The organism is Streptomyces sp. NPDC048606 (assembly GCF_040650855.1).
Classification (GTDB): Bacteria; Actinomycetota; Actinomycetes; order Streptomycetales; family Streptomycetaceae; genus Streptomyces.
Genome location: NZ_JBEZIB010000015.1, coordinates 89,861 through 105,504, shown reverse-complemented (window position 1 = coordinate 105,504; position 15,644 = coordinate 89,861). Strand labels below are relative to the sequence as shown.

Annotated in this window: 11 protein-coding genes; 9 read left to right on the top strand and 2 right to left on the bottom strand. The window is 73.2% G+C overall.

Translation table 11 applies throughout. The features are described 5' to 3' along the window. Positions 1 to 242: 242 nt before the first annotated feature. Entirely contained in the window at positions 243 to 764 is a 522-nt protein-coding gene (locus AB0D01_RS18475) for a hypothetical protein (protein WP_363056421.1), read from the bottom strand. Next, positions 761 to 1,324, bottom strand: coding sequence for a hypothetical protein (locus tag AB0D01_RS18470; protein ID WP_363056419.1), 564 nt, complete (start codon positions 1,322 to 1,324; stop codon positions 761 to 763). Before AB0D01_RS18470 ends, AB0D01_RS18475 begins: the two co-directional genes overlap by 4 nt. Positions 1,325 to 1,469: 145 nt before the next feature. Here AB0D01_RS18470 and AB0D01_RS18465 point away from each other — a divergent pair, with 145 nt between their 5' ends. From AB0D01_RS18465 to AB0D01_RS18425, 9 genes are all read left to right on the top strand, one after another. Next, positions 1,470 to 1,913 carry a helix-turn-helix domain-containing protein gene (locus AB0D01_RS18465; protein WP_363056417.1) on the top strand — a complete coding sequence of 148 codons (444 nt, stop codon included), beginning with the start codon at positions 1,470 to 1,472 and terminating at the stop codon, positions 1,911 to 1,913. Positions 1,914 to 2,086: 173 nt separating this feature from the next. Further along, the gene (locus AB0D01_RS18460; RefSeq protein ID WP_363056415.1) at positions 2,087 to 3,070 is read left to right on the top strand and encodes a DUF1702 family protein; all 984 of its coding nucleotides are present in this window, start codon (positions 2,087 to 2,089) and stop codon (positions 3,068 to 3,070) included. A 91-nt stretch (positions 3,071 to 3,161) separates the two neighbouring features. After that, the gene (locus AB0D01_RS18455; protein WP_363056413.1) at positions 3,162 to 4,148 is read left to right on the top strand and encodes a DUF1702 family protein; all 987 of its coding nucleotides are present in this window, start codon (positions 3,162 to 3,164) and stop codon (positions 4,146 to 4,148) included. Continuing rightward, positions 4,145 to 6,067, top strand: a complete 1,923-nt coding sequence (locus tag AB0D01_RS18450) for a CRTAC1 family protein (RefSeq protein ID WP_363056411.1) — start codon at positions 4,145 to 4,147, stop codon at positions 6,065 to 6,067. Before AB0D01_RS18455 ends, AB0D01_RS18450 begins: the two co-directional genes overlap by 4 nt. Then, positions 6,064 to 7,218: an enediyne biosynthesis protein gene (locus tag AB0D01_RS18445; protein ID WP_363056409.1), complete on the top strand. Its 1,155-nt coding sequence runs from the start codon at positions 6,064 to 6,066 to the stop codon at positions 7,216 to 7,218. Before AB0D01_RS18450 ends, AB0D01_RS18445 begins: the two co-directional genes overlap by 4 nt. Further along, positions 7,215 to 13,154, top strand: coding sequence for a type I polyketide synthase (locus AB0D01_RS18440; RefSeq protein WP_363056407.1), 5,940 nt, complete (start codon positions 7,215 to 7,217; stop codon positions 13,152 to 13,154). Before AB0D01_RS18445 ends, AB0D01_RS18440 begins: the two co-directional genes overlap by 4 nt. Further along, a complete protein-coding gene (locus AB0D01_RS18435; protein WP_363056405.1) occupies positions 13,151 to 13,723 on the top strand; it encodes an acyl-CoA thioesterase in 573 nt (190 codons plus the stop codon). The genes AB0D01_RS18440 and AB0D01_RS18435 overlap by 4 nt, the downstream gene beginning before the upstream one ends. Continuing rightward, a complete protein-coding gene (locus AB0D01_RS18430) occupies positions 13,720 to 14,289 on the top strand; it encodes a flavin reductase family protein (protein ID WP_363056403.1) in 570 nt (189 codons plus the stop codon). Before AB0D01_RS18435 ends, AB0D01_RS18430 begins: the two co-directional genes overlap by 4 nt. Next, on the top strand, positions 14,286 to 15,632 hold the full coding sequence (locus tag AB0D01_RS18425) for a cytochrome P450 (protein ID WP_363056401.1): 1,347 nt from the start codon (positions 14,286 to 14,288) through the stop codon (positions 15,630 to 15,632). Before AB0D01_RS18430 ends, AB0D01_RS18425 begins: the two co-directional genes overlap by 4 nt. The last annotated feature ends 12 nt before the right edge of the window (positions 15,633 to 15,644 follow it).

The window sequence follows — 15,644 nt, the reverse complement described above, 5'->3', positions numbered from 1 at the left end:
GCGCGGCAGTCGGCTCCAGGAGGGCGTACGTCCTCGAAAACGCTCGTTCCTCGCGTTTCCTCCGGGCGTTCGCCCTCCTTCGCCGACGCGCCCCCTTCGGCTCACTCGCCCGTGCGGGCTGCGGGGAGGGCGGAGGGCGGGCGCCGACGCGCCCCCTTCCGTGCGGGCTGCGAAGAGACGGGCGTGGGGAAACCCCCGGTGGCGGGGTCGTGCCGCCGGGGGTTTCCGTCGTGCCGCGCGGGTCAATCGGTCGTGCGGGCTCCGGGGGGAGCGGTGGTGCGCGGGGGCATCAGGTGGCGCCGGACCACCGCGGCGAGCAGGGCGTACCCGATCACCAGCATCGCGCCCGTGAACGCCAACTCGGCCGAACGCCCCGGCCGGTAGACCCGGCCCGGGTTGCCCACGTCCACGGCGGCCGCGGTCTGCCCCATGCCGAGCGAGTCCCGGTCGGTCCCGTACAGCTTGACGTTCTCGATCGCCGCGCCCGCCCCGTCCGCCGGACGGAAGTCGCCCGACCACTCACAGGTCTCGTGCCCCGGATGCTGGATGCACGTCAACCGGCTCGCCGTGAACGTCCCCGCCGCCCCGTCCGTCGTCGCCGAGCGCAACGCGTTGCCCAGGTTCGGCAGCGACAGGTAGAGCATCAGCGCGGCGCCCATCAGCACCAGCAACGAGACGAACCCCGACGGCCGGCGGGTCGGCCGGGCCGCCGGCGCCGTGGGGGCGGACGCCCCCGGAGCGGGGGCGGCGGCCGTCAGACTCATGCCGTCAGGGCGCAGTCGCAGCGCGCGGAGGCGTTGTCGGAGTTCGCCCGCGTGTGCAGCACCATGGCGACGATCATGGGGATCGTGACGATCGCGTTGTAGAAGAGGTGCAGCTCCACGCGCGGCGCCAGCAGCTGGACGATGCTCGTCGGCACGGCCTTGCCCGCCAGGAAGGCGCCGGTCAGGGCCTGGACCAGGAGCAGCAGGTGCTCGAAGTGGTGCCACACCTGGACGCCGAGGGTGACGTTCCACCAGGTGCGGGAGCGGCCGGTGAACCCCCGCCGCAACATCAGGAAGCCGGCCAGCATCAGCAGGGCGTACCCGTAGTGCATCCACTCGGACTTCACCAGCCACGGGAACGGCACACCGAGGACGCCGCGCGCCTCGGGCAGCGGCCAGCCGAGGACGTATATCTGCGCGGCCTGGGCGAGGTGCTCGGCCCAGTGCGCCACGACGACGACCGCGAAGACCCGTAACGCCGTCTTGTGGTAACGGGTGTTGAGCGCGTCGATCAGCCCCGTCGCCTGCCGTTCGGTACCGGTGTGCACTCCTGCGGCCACCCGCCCCACCTCCATCGGTCGAGGAAATCCCGCGCATCATCGCACCACCGTGCGCGGTGCGCAGTCTTCTTCGGAATTGCGCTGTTGCGGTCCGTGGCCCCCGGATGAGTCCTTTCACGCAACCCTCCCCGCTACGGTGGGCCGCATGCTGCCACGGACATACGAAGGTCAGGACTGCAACCTCGCCCGCTCCCTGGAGGTGATCGGCGAGCGCTGGAGCCTGCTGATCGTGCGCTCGGCACTGCTCGGCGTGAAGCGCTTCGACGGTTTCCTCGGCAACCTGCACATCGCCCGCAACGTGCTCACCAACCGGCTGGGCCGGCTCGTCGACCTCGGGATCATGGAACGAGTCCCGTACCAGGACAAGCCCGTCCGCCACGAGTACCCGCTCACCCCCATGGGACGCGACCTCACCACGGCCGTCCTCGCCCTGATGCAGTGGGGCGACCGAAACCTGCCCACCGAACAGGGACCCCCGCGCCGCGCCGAACACATCGGCTGCGACGGCCACGTCCAGGTCCGGCCCGTCTGCGACGGATGCGAGCGCGAGGTGCACGGCGAGGAGGTCGCCGTCCGCCGGCTGCGCTGACCCGCGCGTGCCGCCGACCCGCCCGTGCCGCTGACCCGCCCGCGCCGGCGCCGGGTTGAACACGCCCTGTTCAAGGGGCCGTTGCGCACTCCGGAAGATGCCCGTCGCCGGCGGGCGCGCCCACCATGGGCCCTCCGCCACCACCCCGGGTGGCTGCGCGAAGGAGGCGCCGCGTGGCAACGGCAATGGGATCACTGCGCAAGCTGCTGATGGCCCCGTCCCTGAGGGACGTCAGCTTCTCCGGCCGGGGCTTCCCCGTCACCGAGACCGCGGCCACGCGGCAGCTGGAGGCCATCCCGCAGGCCGTCGTCAACGGCTTCGAGTGGGGCATCGAGGCCCGAGACCTGTGGGAGACCGAACGCCGGTTGTCCCTGGTCGACGCCGAGCTGCGCGGCTTCGCCTACGAGGGCGCCACCATGGCCTGCGTCATCCGCGACACGATGGGCCCGGGCCGCGGCCGGCGCACCGCCGACCTGCTCCAGGGCGGTGGCAGGCCCCACATCTTCCTCAACTACATCGGCATCGGCTTCGCCATGTCCAAGCTGCCCCGACCGCTGTGGAAGAAGGTCGTGCCCGAGCTGGAGGGCGAGGAGTTCTACCCGCCCATGACCTGGCTCGCCGTCGACGGCTACGGCTTCGACAAGGCCTACTTCGACACCCGCCGGTGGATCGACGAGCAGCGCCTCGACACCCCCCACCCGTGGGACGGCCACCCCGACTACTTCCAGCGGGCCGTCGACCAGGGCATCGGCCGCGCCCTGTGGTTCGTGAACGGCGCCCGCGTCGAGCAGGTCGCCGCCGCCGTACGCCGCTTCGCGAGCGGCCGGCAGGCCGACCTGTGGGCCGGCGTCGGCCTCGCCGCCACCTTCGCCGGCTGCTCCACCGCCGAGGACCTCGCCGCCCTGAGCGCCGCCGCCGGCGAACTGCGCGACCACGTGGCCCAGGGCTCCGTCTTCGCCGCCAAGGCCCGCCACTTCTCGCGCACCGTCCCCGAGCACACCCGCACCGCCGTGCACGCGCTCGCCGGCCTCACCGTCGAGGCCGCCGCCGCCCTCGCCGACGACAGCGCTCCCGCGCCGAGCGCCGCGGGCGAGGTGCCCACGTACGAGCACTGGCGCCGCGCCGTCCGCGAAAAGGTCCTCGTCAATTCTGTATGAGCATTCCTGAAGTGGACCGCCCGGCCGGGTACTTGGCAGATTCGTAACGAGTAAGGAATTCCAGAGGAAAATCACGAGGGGCGGTTACAACGTGTCCACCTTGCGTGCGCTGAGGCGCCGAGTCCTCACGCCCAATGTCCGGGAAACGCAGCTGGAAACGCGCGGATTCCATGTGAAGAACGCTGCGGCCAAACACCAGCTGGAAACCGTCGGCGCGACCTTCCTCCAGGGGTACGCGTACGCGGTCGAGGCCCGGTCCGCGGCCCAGGCCGAGGAGTGGTTGGAGACCGTCCCCCTCGCCTACCGCGGGTTCGCCTACGAGGGCGCCGGCATGGGCGCCGTCATGCTCGACTCCCTCACCGGCGGCACCAAGCGGCTCGACGGCCTCCTCGCCGGGGAGGGCAGCCGCCACGACTACATGATCTACGTCGGGATCGGCTGGGCCATGGCCCGCCTGCCCCGCTTCCTGTGGCCCGACGTGGACCGCTACGACCCGGTCCTGCGCTGGCTCATCCTGGACGGCTACGGCTTCCACCAGGCCTACTTCCACACCGACGGCTACGTCCGCGACCCGCTCGCCGACCACCCCTTCAGCTGGAAGGGCGGCTCCGACGCCTACAGCGCCCGCGTCCTCGACCAGGGCATCGGCCGCGCCCTGTGGTTCGTCGGCGGCACCGACCCCGAGGTGGTCGCCGGCCTCATCGCCGCCTACCCCGAGCACCGCCACGGCGACCTGTACGCCGGCTCCGGCCTGGCCTGCACCTACGCGGGCAGCGCCGACGAGGACGAGCTGCGCCGCTTCGGCGAGCTCGCCGGCGCCCACCTGCCGAACCTGGCGCAGGGCTCCGCGTTCGCCTCCGAGGCCCGCGTCAAGGCCGGCACCGTCATCGACCACACCGTCATGGCGGCCCGCGTGCTGTGCGGCGGACGCACCCCCGAGGAGGCCGCCCGGGTCTGCCTGGAGCTGCGCCCCACGCACTGCGACGGCGGTGAGGTGCCCGCGTTCGAGACCTGGCGGCAGCAGATCGCCGAGAAGATCACCTCGCCCCTCATCTTCCAGAAGGGGGCCAGCGCATGACGCACCCCATTTCCTGGATTCGCCGACAGGCTCCGGGAATCGTCGCACTCACCCTGATGGTGAGTCTGTTCTACGCGGTGAAACCCGCGTCCCAGGCAATTGCCGACGACGCGAAACTCGCCGAGAATTACAAGTTCGTGCCGATGTCGATCGCCATGCCCGCCGGATACAAGCAGCAGACGGTCCGCAAGGTGAACAAGGCCTACAAGCACATCGAGGGCTGGATATCCTCCGTCGGCGCCGGTGTCGCCATGAACGACATCGACGCCGACGGACTGGCCAACGACCTCTGCATCACCGACCCCCGCATCGACCAGGTCGTGATCACCCCGGCGCCGGTCCCCGGCCGCAAGAGCGAGACGTACAAGCCGTTCGTGCTCGACCCGGCGCCGCTGCCCAAGAACGACATCACCGCGCCGATCGGCTGCGTGCCCGGAGACTTCAACGAGGACGGCGCGCTCGACGTCCTCGTGTACTACTGGGGCCGCACGCCCGTCATCTACCAGGCCAAGAAGGAGGGCCGGGAGAAGAAGGCGCCGCTGGGCCCCGACTGCTTCGTCCCCGTAGAGCTGGTGCCCGGCACCGGCGGATCCGTCTACAACGGCCCGCTGTGGAACTCCAACGCCGCGACCGTCGCGGACTTCGACGGCGACGGCCACCAGGACATCTACATCGGGAACTACTTCCCCGACAGCCCGGTCCTCGACGACACCGTCGACGGCGGCGTCACCATGAACGACTCCCTGTCGCACGCCCAGAACGGCGGCGGCGGCCACTTCTTCCGCTGGACCCCGGGCGGCTTCGAGGAGGAGCCCGGCGTCCTGCCCGAGGGCATCTCCAAGGGCTGGACCCTCGGCGTCTCCGCCACCGACCTCGACGGCGACCTCAAGCCCGAGATGTACCTGGCGCACGACTTCGGCACCTCCGCCCTGCTCTACAACAAGTCCCGCCCCGGGAAGATCGAGTTCGCGCAGGTCAAGGCCACCCACACCGCCATGACCCCCAAGTCCAAGGAACTGGGCCGCAGCTCCTTCAAGGGCATGGGCGTCGACTTCGCCGACCTCGACGGCGACGGCCTCTACGACGCCTTCGTCTCCAACATCACCACCTCCTTCGGCATCCAGGAATCCAACTTCGCCTTCATCAACACCGCCCGGGACAAGGCCGACCTGAAGACCCGCTTCACCTCCGGCGAAGCCCCCTTCGTGGACCGCAGCGCACCGCTGAACCTCGCCTGGTCCGGCTGGGGCTGGGACGTGAAGACCGGCGACTTCGACAACGACGGCACGCAGGAGATCACCCAGGCCACCGGCTTCGTCAAGGGCAAGCGCAACCGCTGGCCCCAGCTCCAGGAGCTGGCCACCGCCAACGACGCGCTCGTCAAGCACCCCTACTTCTGGCCCAACGTCGAAGAGGGCGACGACCTCGCCGGCGACCAGTTCCTGCGCTTCTTCGCCAAGAACAAGGACGGCTCCTACAGCAACCTGTCCAAGCCGCTCGGCCTCGGCGTCCCCGTCCCGACCCGCGGCATGGCCACCGGCGACGCCGACGGCGACGGCCGCCTCGACCTCGTCGTCGCCCGCCAGTGGGACGCCCCCGTCTTCTACTGCAACATGAGCGACGCCGGCAACGCCTTCCTCGGCCTGCGCCTCACCGACGAGAACGGCTCGCCCGCCATCGGGGCCCAGGTCAGCACCAAGGGACCGGGCGGCAAGACCCTCATCGGACGCGTCGACGGCGGCAGCGGCCACTCCGGCAAGCGCAGCCACGAGGTGCAGCTCGGCCTCGGCTCCGCCACCGGCCCGAACACGGTCCACCTCACCTGGCGCGACCGCACCGGTCAGGTACGCAAACAGGATCTTCAGCTGACCCCCGGCTGGCACTCGATCCAGCTCGGCGCCGAGGCCAAGGAGAAATGACCGTGTCCACCACGCAACCACAGACGCCCCCGCGCCACGACCTGAAGACGATCACCGCGCTCCGCCGGTTCGCCATATCCATCTCCGTCCTCAACATCCTCGGCTACACGGTCCTCGGCTTCGAACAGGCCTGGCTGTGGCCGTTCATCGCCCTCGCCACCGGCTACACCACCGAGATCGTCCTGGAGGCGATCGGCGCCCGCGCCGAGGGCCGCGCCCCGCGCTACGCGGGCGGCGGCAAGAAGGGCCTCGTGGAGTTCCTCCTCCCGGCCCACATCACCTCCCTCGCCGTGAACATGCTGACCTACGTCAACGACCGCATCTGGGTGCTGGTCTTCGGGGTCGTCGTCGCCGTGGCCACCAAGTGGGTCCTTCGCTCCCCCCTCAAGGGACGCATGCGGCACTACATGAACCCGTCGAACTTCGGCATCACGATCATCCTGCTGCTGTTCCCCTGGGCCAGCATCGCGCCGCCGTACCACTTCACCGAGTACCTCTACGGCCCGGCCGACTGGGTCCTGCCCGCGATCATCATCACCCTCGGCACCCTGCTCAACGCCAAGCTGACCAACCGCATGTGGCTCATCATGGCCTGGGTCGGCGGCTTCGCGGTCCAGGCCGTCGTCCGCGGCCTGCTGCTGGACACCTCGATCCCGTCGGCGCTCGGCATGATGACCGGCACCGCCTTCGTGCTGTTCACCAACTACATGATCACCGACCCCGGCACCTCCCCGTCGAAGCGCTCCTCCCAGATCGCCTTCGGCGCCGGCGTCGCCGCCATGTACGGGCTGCTGACCGGCCTCGGCATCGCCTACGGCATCTTCTTCGCCACCGCCCTGGTCTGCCTGATCCGCGGCGGCTACCTGTGGCTGCTGCACTACCTGGACAAGCAGCGCGCCGCGCAGGCCAAGCAGGCCCCGACGGCCCCCACCGCCGGCCTGACCGTCCTGCCCACCGCCGCCCCGGCCCCGGCGTCCGCCCTCAGCTCCGCCCCGAACCCCGCCCCGGCCCTCGCCGCGGCCCCCGCACCCGCCGCCGCCGTGGCCGTGGCCGCCCCGGCCCCCGTCGACGCCTGCACGGCGGGGACCTGCCAGCACGGCAAGTGCGCCTCCATGCGGGCGGCCAGGGAGAAGAAGGAGGTCACCGTATGACCAGGATCGCCATCGTCGGCATGGCGGCCCGCTACCCCGATGCCACCAACCACCGGGAACTGTGGGAGAACGCGATCGCCGGACGCCGGGCCTTCCGCCGGCTGCCCGCCGTCCGCATGAACCTCGACGACTACTACGACCCCGACCCCACCGTCCCCGACCGCTTCTACGCCCGCAACGCCGCGGTCATCGACGGCTACTCCTTCGACCGCGTCGCCCACCGCATCGCCGGCAGCACCTACCGCTCCACCGACCTCACGCACTGGCTCGCCCTGGACACCGCCACCTCCGCCCTCGCCGACGCCGGCTTCCCGGCCGGCGAGGGGCTGCCCCGGCCGCGCACCGGCGTCGTCGTCGGCAACACCCTCACCGGCGAGTTCTCCCGCGCCAACGTGATGCGGCTGCGCTGGCCCTACGTACGCCGCGTCCTCGCCGCCGCCCTCAAGGACCAGGACTGGCAGGACGAGCGCCTCGCCGACTTCCTCGACGGGGTCGAGGACGCCTACAAGCGGCCCTTCCCCGCCATCGACGAGGACACCCTCGCCGGCGGCCTCTCCAACACCATCGCCGGCCGCATCTGCAACCACTTCGACCTCAACGGCGGCGGCTACACCGTCGACGGCGCCTGCTCCTCCTCGCTCCTGTCGGTCACCACCGCCGCCGGATCCCTCGTCGGCGGAGACCTCGACGTCGTCGTCGCCGGCGGCGTCGACCTGTCCATCGACCCCTTCGAGATCATCGGGTTCGCCAAGACCGGCGCCCTGGCCCGCAAGGAGATGCGGCTCTACGACCGCGGCTCCAACGGCTTCTGGCCGGGCGAGGGCTGCGGCATGGTCGTCCTGATGCGCGAGGAGGACGCCCTCGCCCAGGGCCGCCGGATCTACGCCACCGTCGCCGGTTGGGGCATCGCCTCCGACGGCCAGGGCGGCATCACCCGCCCCGAGGTCAGCGGCTACCGGCTCGCCATGAGCCGGGCCTACGAGCGCGCCGGCTTCGGCGTCGAGACCGTCCCCCTCTTCGAGGGCCACGGCACCGGAACCGCCGTCGGCGACGCCACCGAACTGCGGGCCATCACCGGCGCCCGCGCCGACGCCGACCCCACCGCCCCGCGCGCCGCCATCAGCTCCATCAAGGGCATGATCGGCCACGCCAAGGCCGCCGCCGGCATCGCCGGCCTCATCAAGGCCACCCTGGCCGTCGACGCCGGCGTCCTGCCGCCCGCCATCGGCTGCGTCGACCCCCACGACCTCCTCACCGGCGACGGCGCCACCCTGCGCGTCCTGCGCAAGGCCGAGGCCTGGCCCGAAGGGGCGCCGCTGCGCGCCGCCGTCACCGCCATGGGCTTCGGCGGCATCAACACCCACGTCGTCCTCGACAAGACCCCGCCCCGACGGCGCACCGCCCCCAGCCGCCGCTCCACCGTCCTCGCGAGCTCCCTCCAGGACGCCGAACTGCTCCTGCTGGACGGCGAATCCCCCGAGGCGCTGCGCGCCCGCGTCGCGGAGGTCGGCGCGTTCGCGGCGGGCCTGTCCTACGCCCAGCTCGCCGACCTCGCCGCCACCCTCCAGCGCGAACTGCGCGAACTGCCCCACCGCGCGGCCGTGGTCGTCACCTCGCCCGAGGACGCCGAACTGCGCCTCGCCCGCATCGCCGAGGCCCTCGACGAAGGGGCGACCGGCCTGCCCGCGGGCGACGGCCGCGCCTTCCTCGGGAAGACCACCGAAGCCCCCCGCGTCGGGTTCCTCTTCCCCGGACAGGGCTCCGGCCGCGGCACCGGCGGGGGCGCCCTGCGCCGCCGCTTCACCGAGGCCGCCGAGGTCTACGACCGGGCGGCGCTGCCGACCGACGGCGACATGGTCGCCACCGGCGTCGCCCAGCCGCGCATCGTCACCGGCTCCACGGCCGGCCTGCGCGTCCTCGACTCCCTCGGCATCGAGGCCGACGTCGCCGTCGGACACAGCCTCGGCGAACTCTCCGCCCTGCACTGGGCGGGCGCCCTCGACGCCCCCACCCTGCTGGAGGTGGCCCGGGTCCGCGGCCGCACCATGGCCGAGCACAGCGCCTCCGGCACCATGGCCTCGCTCGCCGCCGCCCCCGACACCGCCACCTCCCTCGCCGAGGGGCTGCCCGTCGTCGTCGCCGGCTTCAACAGCCCCGGCCAGACCGTCCTCGCCGGTCCCGTCGACGCCATCGAGGCCGTCGCCGGGCGCGCCGAGGCGGCCGGCGTCACCTGCACCCGCCTCGCCGTCTCGCACGCCTTCCACTCGCCGCTGGTCGCCCCGGCGGCCGACGCCTTCGGGGAGTGGCTCACCGGCGTGCCCTTCGGCCCCGTCGACCGGCGGATCGTCTCCACCGTCACCGGAGAGGACCTCCTCGCCGACAGCGACCTGCCCAAGCTGCTCCACCGGCAGATCACCGACCCCGTGCTGTTCGCCCAGGCCGTCAAGGCCGCCGCCGCCGACGTCGACCTGTTCGTCGAGGTCGGCCCCGGCCGGGTGCTGAGCGCGCTCACCGCCGCCGGCGTGGACGTACCCGCCCTCGCCCTCGACACCGACGCCGAGTCCCTGAAGCCGCTGCTCCAGGTCGTGGGCGCCGCCTACGTCGCCGGCGTCCCGCTGATCCACGAACGCCTCTTCAACGACCGGCTCACCCGGCCGCTGGAGATCGGCGCCACGTTCGACTTCCTGTCGAGCCCCTGCGAACAGGCCCCCGAGATCACCCTGCCCGCCGGCCGCGCCCGCGCGGGCGCCCCGACCGAGGACGACGCGGACACCGCGAGCCCCGACCGGGCCGCCACCGGCGGGGAAGGGGCGGACGGCGGCGGATCGGCCCTCGAAGTGCTGCGCGCCCTGGTCGCCGAACGCGCCGAACTGCCGCCCGAGCTCGTCGGGGACGACATCAGCCTCATCGACGAACTCCACATGAGCTCCATCACCGTCGGCCAGCTCGTCAACCAGGCCGCCGGCCGGCTCGGCATCGCCGCCGCCCACGTCCCCACCAACTTCGCCACCGCCACCCTCGTCCAACTCGCCGAGGCCCTGGAGACCCTCGCCGACACCGCCGGCTCCGGGACCGCCGGCCCCACCGCCCTCGTCACCGGAGCCGCACCCTGGGCCCGGCCCTTCGCCGTCGCCCTGGAACCCGTACCGCTGCCCGCGCACACGCCCCCGCCGGACCGGACCGACGGCGCCTGGGAGCTGTACGCCCCGCAGGGACACCCGTACGCGCAGACGCTCCGGCGGGAACTGGAGGGCTCCGGGGCCGGGGCCGGCGTACTGGTCTGGCTGCCGTCCCCCTGCCCGCCCGAAGCCCTCGAACAGGCCCTGACCGCGGCCAAGTCCGCGCTCGCCGGGGACCGCTCGCGCCGCTTCGTCCTCGTCCAGGACGGCGCCGGCGCCGCGGGCCTCGCCAAGAGCCTGCACCTGGAGGCCCCGCACCTGCGGACCACCGTCGTCCACACGCCCGCCGCCGAGGAGAGCGTCGCCCGCGTCCTCGCCGAGGTCGCCGCCACCGCCTCCTTCACCGAGGTCCACTACGACGCCGACGGCACCCGCCGCGTTCCGACCCTGAGCGTGCTGCCCCACGCGGGCACCCGCGTCGAACAGGTCCTGGACTCCGGCGACGTGCTCCTCGTCACCGGCGGCGCCAAGGGCATCACCGCCGAGTGCGCCCTCGCCCTCGCCAAGGAGACCGGAGCCCGCCTGGCCCTGCTCGGCCGCTCCGACCCCGCCGAGGACCAGGACGTCGCCGCCAACCTGCGCCGCATGCGCGACGGCGGGATCACCGTCGCCTACGCCCGCGCCGACGTCACCGACCCCGCGCGGGTCGCCGCGGCCGTGGCCGAGCTCACCGGCGAACTCGGCCCCGTCACCGCCGTCCTGCACGGCGCCGGACGCAACGAACCCGCCCCCGTCACCGCCTTGACCCCCGAGGACTTCCGGCGCACCTTCGCCCCGAAGGTCGACGGACTGCACCACGTGCTCGGCGCCGTCGACCAGGGCGCGCTCAAGCTGATCGTCACCCTCGGCAGCATCATCGGCCGGGCCGGCCTGCGCGGCGAGGCCCACTACGCCACCGCCAACGAATGGCTGGCCGCCGCCACCGAACAGATCGCCCGCGACCTGCCCCACTGCCGGACCCTGTGCCTGGAGTGGTCCGTGTGGTCCGGCGTCGGCATGGGCGAGAAGCTGGCCGTCGTCGAGTCCCTGACCCGCGACGGCATCACCCCCGTCACCCCCGACCAGGGCATCGAGATCCTGCTGCGCCTGGTCACCGACCCCGACGCCCCCGTCGTCAGCGTCATCAGCGGACGCACCGAGGGCATCGAGACCGTACGCCGCGAACTGCCGCCGCTGCCGCTGCTGCGCTTCACCGGCACCCCGCTGGTGCGCTACCACGGCGTGGAACTCGTCACCGAGGTCGAACTCAACTCCGGCACCGACCTCTACCTCGCCGACCACCACCTCGACGGCAACCTCCTCCTGCCCGCCGTCCTCGGCATGGAGGCCATGGTCCAGGTGGCCGGCGCCGCCATCGGCCGCGAGGACGTCCCCGTCATCGAGAACGCCCGCTTCCTGCGGCCCATCCTCGTCCCGCCCAACGGCGCCAACCGGATCCGCATCGCCGCCGCCGTCACCGCCGCCGACACCGTCGACGTCGCCATCCACGCGGAGGAGACCGGCTTCACCGCCGAACACTTCCGCGCCCGCCTCCTCTACTCGGGCGCCACCGCCCCCGACGGCGCTCCCGACCAGGTCGCCGAGGGCGTACCGCAGGCCCCCCTCGACCCCGCCGCCGACCTGTACGGCGGAGTCCTCTTCCAGGGCCCCCGCTTCCAGCGGCTGCGCCGCTTCCACCGCGCCGCCGCCCGCCACGTCGACGCCGACGTCGCCGTCGACCCCCGCGGCAACTGGTTCGCCGGGTTCCTGCCCGGCCGGCTGCTGCTGGCCGACCCGGGCATGCGCGACGCCCTCATGCACGGCAACCAGGTGTGCGTCCCCGACGCCACGCTGCTCCCCTCGGGCATCGACCGGCTCCACCTGCTGGGCGCCGGCACCGAGGTCCCCGCGGAACTGCGCTACTGCGCCACCGAACGCTCCCGCGACGGCGACACCTACGTCTACGACATCGCCGTACGCACCCCCGACGGAACCGTCGTCGAACGCTGGGAAGGCCTCACCCTCCACGCCGTGCGCAAGACGGACGGCCAGGGACCGTGGGTGGCCCCCCTGCTCGGCTCCTACCTGGAAAGGGCCCTAGAGGAAGTGCTCTCCGCACGGATCTCCGTAGCCGTCGAACCCGACGCGACCACCCCCGACGGGCAGCCCGCCGAACGCCGCGCGGGCACCACCGCCGCCATCCGCCGCGCCGTCGCCGCGCCCGTGGACGTCCTCCACCGGCCCGACGGCCGACCCGAACTCGCCGACGGCCGGTCGATCTCCGCCGCGCACGGCCTCGGCCTCACCCTCGGCGTCGCCGCCGCCGAAGGCTCCGACACCTCCGTGGCCTGCGACGTCGAGGCGGTGACCGGACGCACCCGCGAGGAATGGCAGGGCCTGCTCGGAGCCCACGCCCCGCTCGCCGAACTCGTCGCCAAGGAGACCGGCGAGAGCGCCGACACCGCCGCAACCCGCGTGTGGAGCGCCGTCGAGTGCCTGCGCAAGGCGGGCGCGGCCTCGGACGCCCCGCTCACCCTGGCCCCCGCGACCAAGCCCCACTGGGTCGTGTTCACCTCCGGGGCCGCGCGCATCGCCACCTTCACCACCACGGTCCGCCGGCCCGTCCGGCGCACCGCCGGCCCGCCCGCGCCCGCCGCGGCCCTGTCCGGCACGGACACCGCGCCCGCCGCCGTCGGCGTACGGGTGGGGGCCCTGAGCTCCGGCGTGTTCGCCGTCCTGACCGGCGGCGCCCCGACGACAGGAGGCGACCGGTCATGACCGACACCGGGCACGACGCGCCGGACGACGCCCGCTTCGAGTACCGGCACACGGTGGCCTTCGCGGAGACCGACCTGTGCGGGCGGGTCGACCACGTCACCTTCACCCGCTGGCAGGCCCGCTGCCAGGAACTGTTCCTGCGCGAGCGCGCCCCCGACGTCCTCGGCGAGGAACCCGACGGGCCGCGCCTGTTCACCCAGCAGGTGGAGTGCGAGCTCCTCGCCCCCGTCGCGGCCCGGGACGAGATCCGGATCCGGCTCGCCTGGGCCGAGGTCGGCCACACCGGCCTCGAACTCGCCTTCGACCACATCAGGACGGACGAGGACGGCACCTCGACGCTGACGGCGCGCGGCAGGCAGCGGATCGCGTGCATGAGCGGACGCCCCGGCGAGGCCGTGCCCACCCTCATCCCCGCCTCGCTCGCACGGGCCCTGGAGCACTGTCGCCGGCCGGCCCAGGACCCCGCCGAGGCCGCCTCCGAGGCCCCGCCGGGGGAGCCGGACGGGGAGCCGTGCGCCGAGGCGGGCGCGCGACGGCTGGTCGCGCCGCTCGCCGGGAGCGCCCCGTGAGCCCGCTCGCGGCGACGACCGCCGCGGCCGACCGGCTCGTCGACCTCGACGACCGGCGTCAACTGCGCGGCGCCTTCGGGACGTTCGCCACCGGGGTCACGATCGTGACCGTCGGCGGCGACGTCCCCCGCGGGATGACCGCCAACTCCTTCACCTCCGTCTCCCTGGACCCGCCCCTGCTGCTGGTCTGCGTCGACAAGGACGCCGACATGCACCGCAGCCTGGAGCGGTCGGCGACCTTCGGCGTCTCGATCCTCGGCGACGGCCAGGAGGCCGTCGCCCGGCACTTCGCCGACCACTCCCGGCCCGTCGGCGCCGGCCAGTTCGACACGGTCGACTGCCGGCCCGGCCGTGCCTGCGACGCCCCCCTGATCACCGGGGCGACCGCCCACTTCGAGTGCGAGAAGTGGCGCGCCCACGACGCCGGGGACCACACGATCTTCCTCGGTCGGCTGCTGACCGCCTCCCGCACCGCCGGGACCGGCGCGCTGCTCTTCCACGAGGGCCGCTTCGGCTGCCCGGCCGACACCCGCGACGAAGAACGAGAAGGAGGCAGGGTGGCATGAGCGTCAACCCGCCCGGACCGCCCCTGACGGCGCTGCCCGGCCTGCTCAAGAAGCTCGCGGTGGACCGGCTCGGCCTCATGCGGGACGCGGCGGCCCTCGGTGACGCGGTCCGGGTGTCGATGGGCCCCAAGAAGCTCTACATCTTCAACCGGCCCGACTACGCCCGGCACGTGCTCGCCGACAACAGCGACAACTACCACAAGGGCATCGGCCTGGTGCAGGCCCGCCGGGTCCTCGGCGACGGCCTCCTGACCAGCGACGGCGCGATCTGGCGCACCCAGCGCCGCAACGTGCAGCCCGCCTTCAAACCGGCCCGCATCACCGCCCAGGCGGACGCCGTCGCCGAGGAGGCCGCCAAACTCGTCGCGCAACTGCGCACCCGCGAGGGCGCCGGCCCCGTCGACGTCCTGCACGAGGTCACCGGCCTGACCCTGGGCGTCCTCGGACGCACCCTGCTCGACACCGGCCTCGACGGCCACGACTCGGTGGCCCACGCCTTCGAGGACGTCCAGGACCAGGCCATGTTCGAGATGGTCACCCAGGGCCTGGTGCCCAAGTGGCTCCCCCTGCCCGGCCAGTTGCGCTTCCGCAGGGGGCGGCGGGAACTGCACCGGGTGGTGGACCTGCTGGTCGCCGACCGGGCCTCGCGGCTCGCCGCGGGAGCGCCCGCCGACGACGCCCTCGCCCGGATGATCGTCGCCGCCCGCGGCATGCCGGACCGGGCCCTCGCCCGCCGCCGGCTCCAGGAGGAACTGGTCACCCTGCTCCTCGCCGGCCACGAGACGACCGCCTCCACCCTCGGCTGGACCCTGCGCCTGCTGGAGCGCCACCCGCAGGTGCGCGAACGGGTCCGGGAGGAGGCCCGGCGCGTGCTCGGCGAACGGACCCCGGGCGCCGAGGACCTGCACGGGCTGACGTACACCACCCGCGTCGTCCAGGAGGCCATGCGCCTCTACCCCCCGGTGTGGGTGCTGCCGCGCGTCGCCCAGAAGCGCGACGACGTCGGCGGGTACACCGTCTCCGCCAAGGCCGACGTGCTGATCTGCCCGTACATCCTGCACCGCAACCCGGCGCTGTGGGAGGACCCCGAGCGCTTCGACCCCGACCGCTTCGAACCGGCGCGGGTCGCCGGCCGGCCGCGCTACGCCTACCTGCCCTTCGGCGCCGGACCGCGGTTCTGCGTCGGCAGCAACCTCGGGATGATGGAGGCGGTGTTCGTCACCGCCCTGCTCACCCGGGACCTGGAACTGCGCAGCCTGCCCGGACACCCGGCGACGCCCGAGGCCATGCTGTCGCTGCGGATGCGCGGTGGACTGCCGATGACGGTGCACCCGGCGCCCTGACCGGGCGCGCGC

Bases quoted from the DNA above. Each gene is read 5' to 3' on its own strand.
- AB0D01_RS18435 (WP_363056405.1), top strand. From the start codon at position 13,151: ATGACCGACACCGGGCACGACGCGCCGGACGACGCCCGCTTCGAGTAC.
- AB0D01_RS18465 (WP_363056417.1), top strand. From the start codon at position 1,470: ATGCTGCCACGGACATACGAAGGTCAGGACTGCAACCTCGCCCGCTCC.
- AB0D01_RS18425 (WP_363056401.1), top strand. From the start codon at position 14,286: ATGAGCGTCAACCCGCCCGGACCGCCCCTGACGGCGCTGCCCGGCCTG.
- AB0D01_RS18445 (WP_363056409.1), top strand. From the start codon at position 6,064: ATGACCGTGTCCACCACGCAACCACAGACGCCCCCGCGCCACGACCTG.
- AB0D01_RS18475 (WP_363056421.1), bottom strand. From the start codon at position 764: ATGAGTCTGACGGCCGCCGCCCCCGCTCCGGGGGCGTCCGCCCCCACG.
- AB0D01_RS18440 (WP_363056407.1), top strand. From the start codon at position 7,215: ATGACCAGGATCGCCATCGTCGGCATGGCGGCCCGCTACCCCGATGCC.
- AB0D01_RS18450 (WP_363056411.1), top strand. From the start codon at position 4,145: ATGACGCACCCCATTTCCTGGATTCGCCGACAGGCTCCGGGAATCGTC.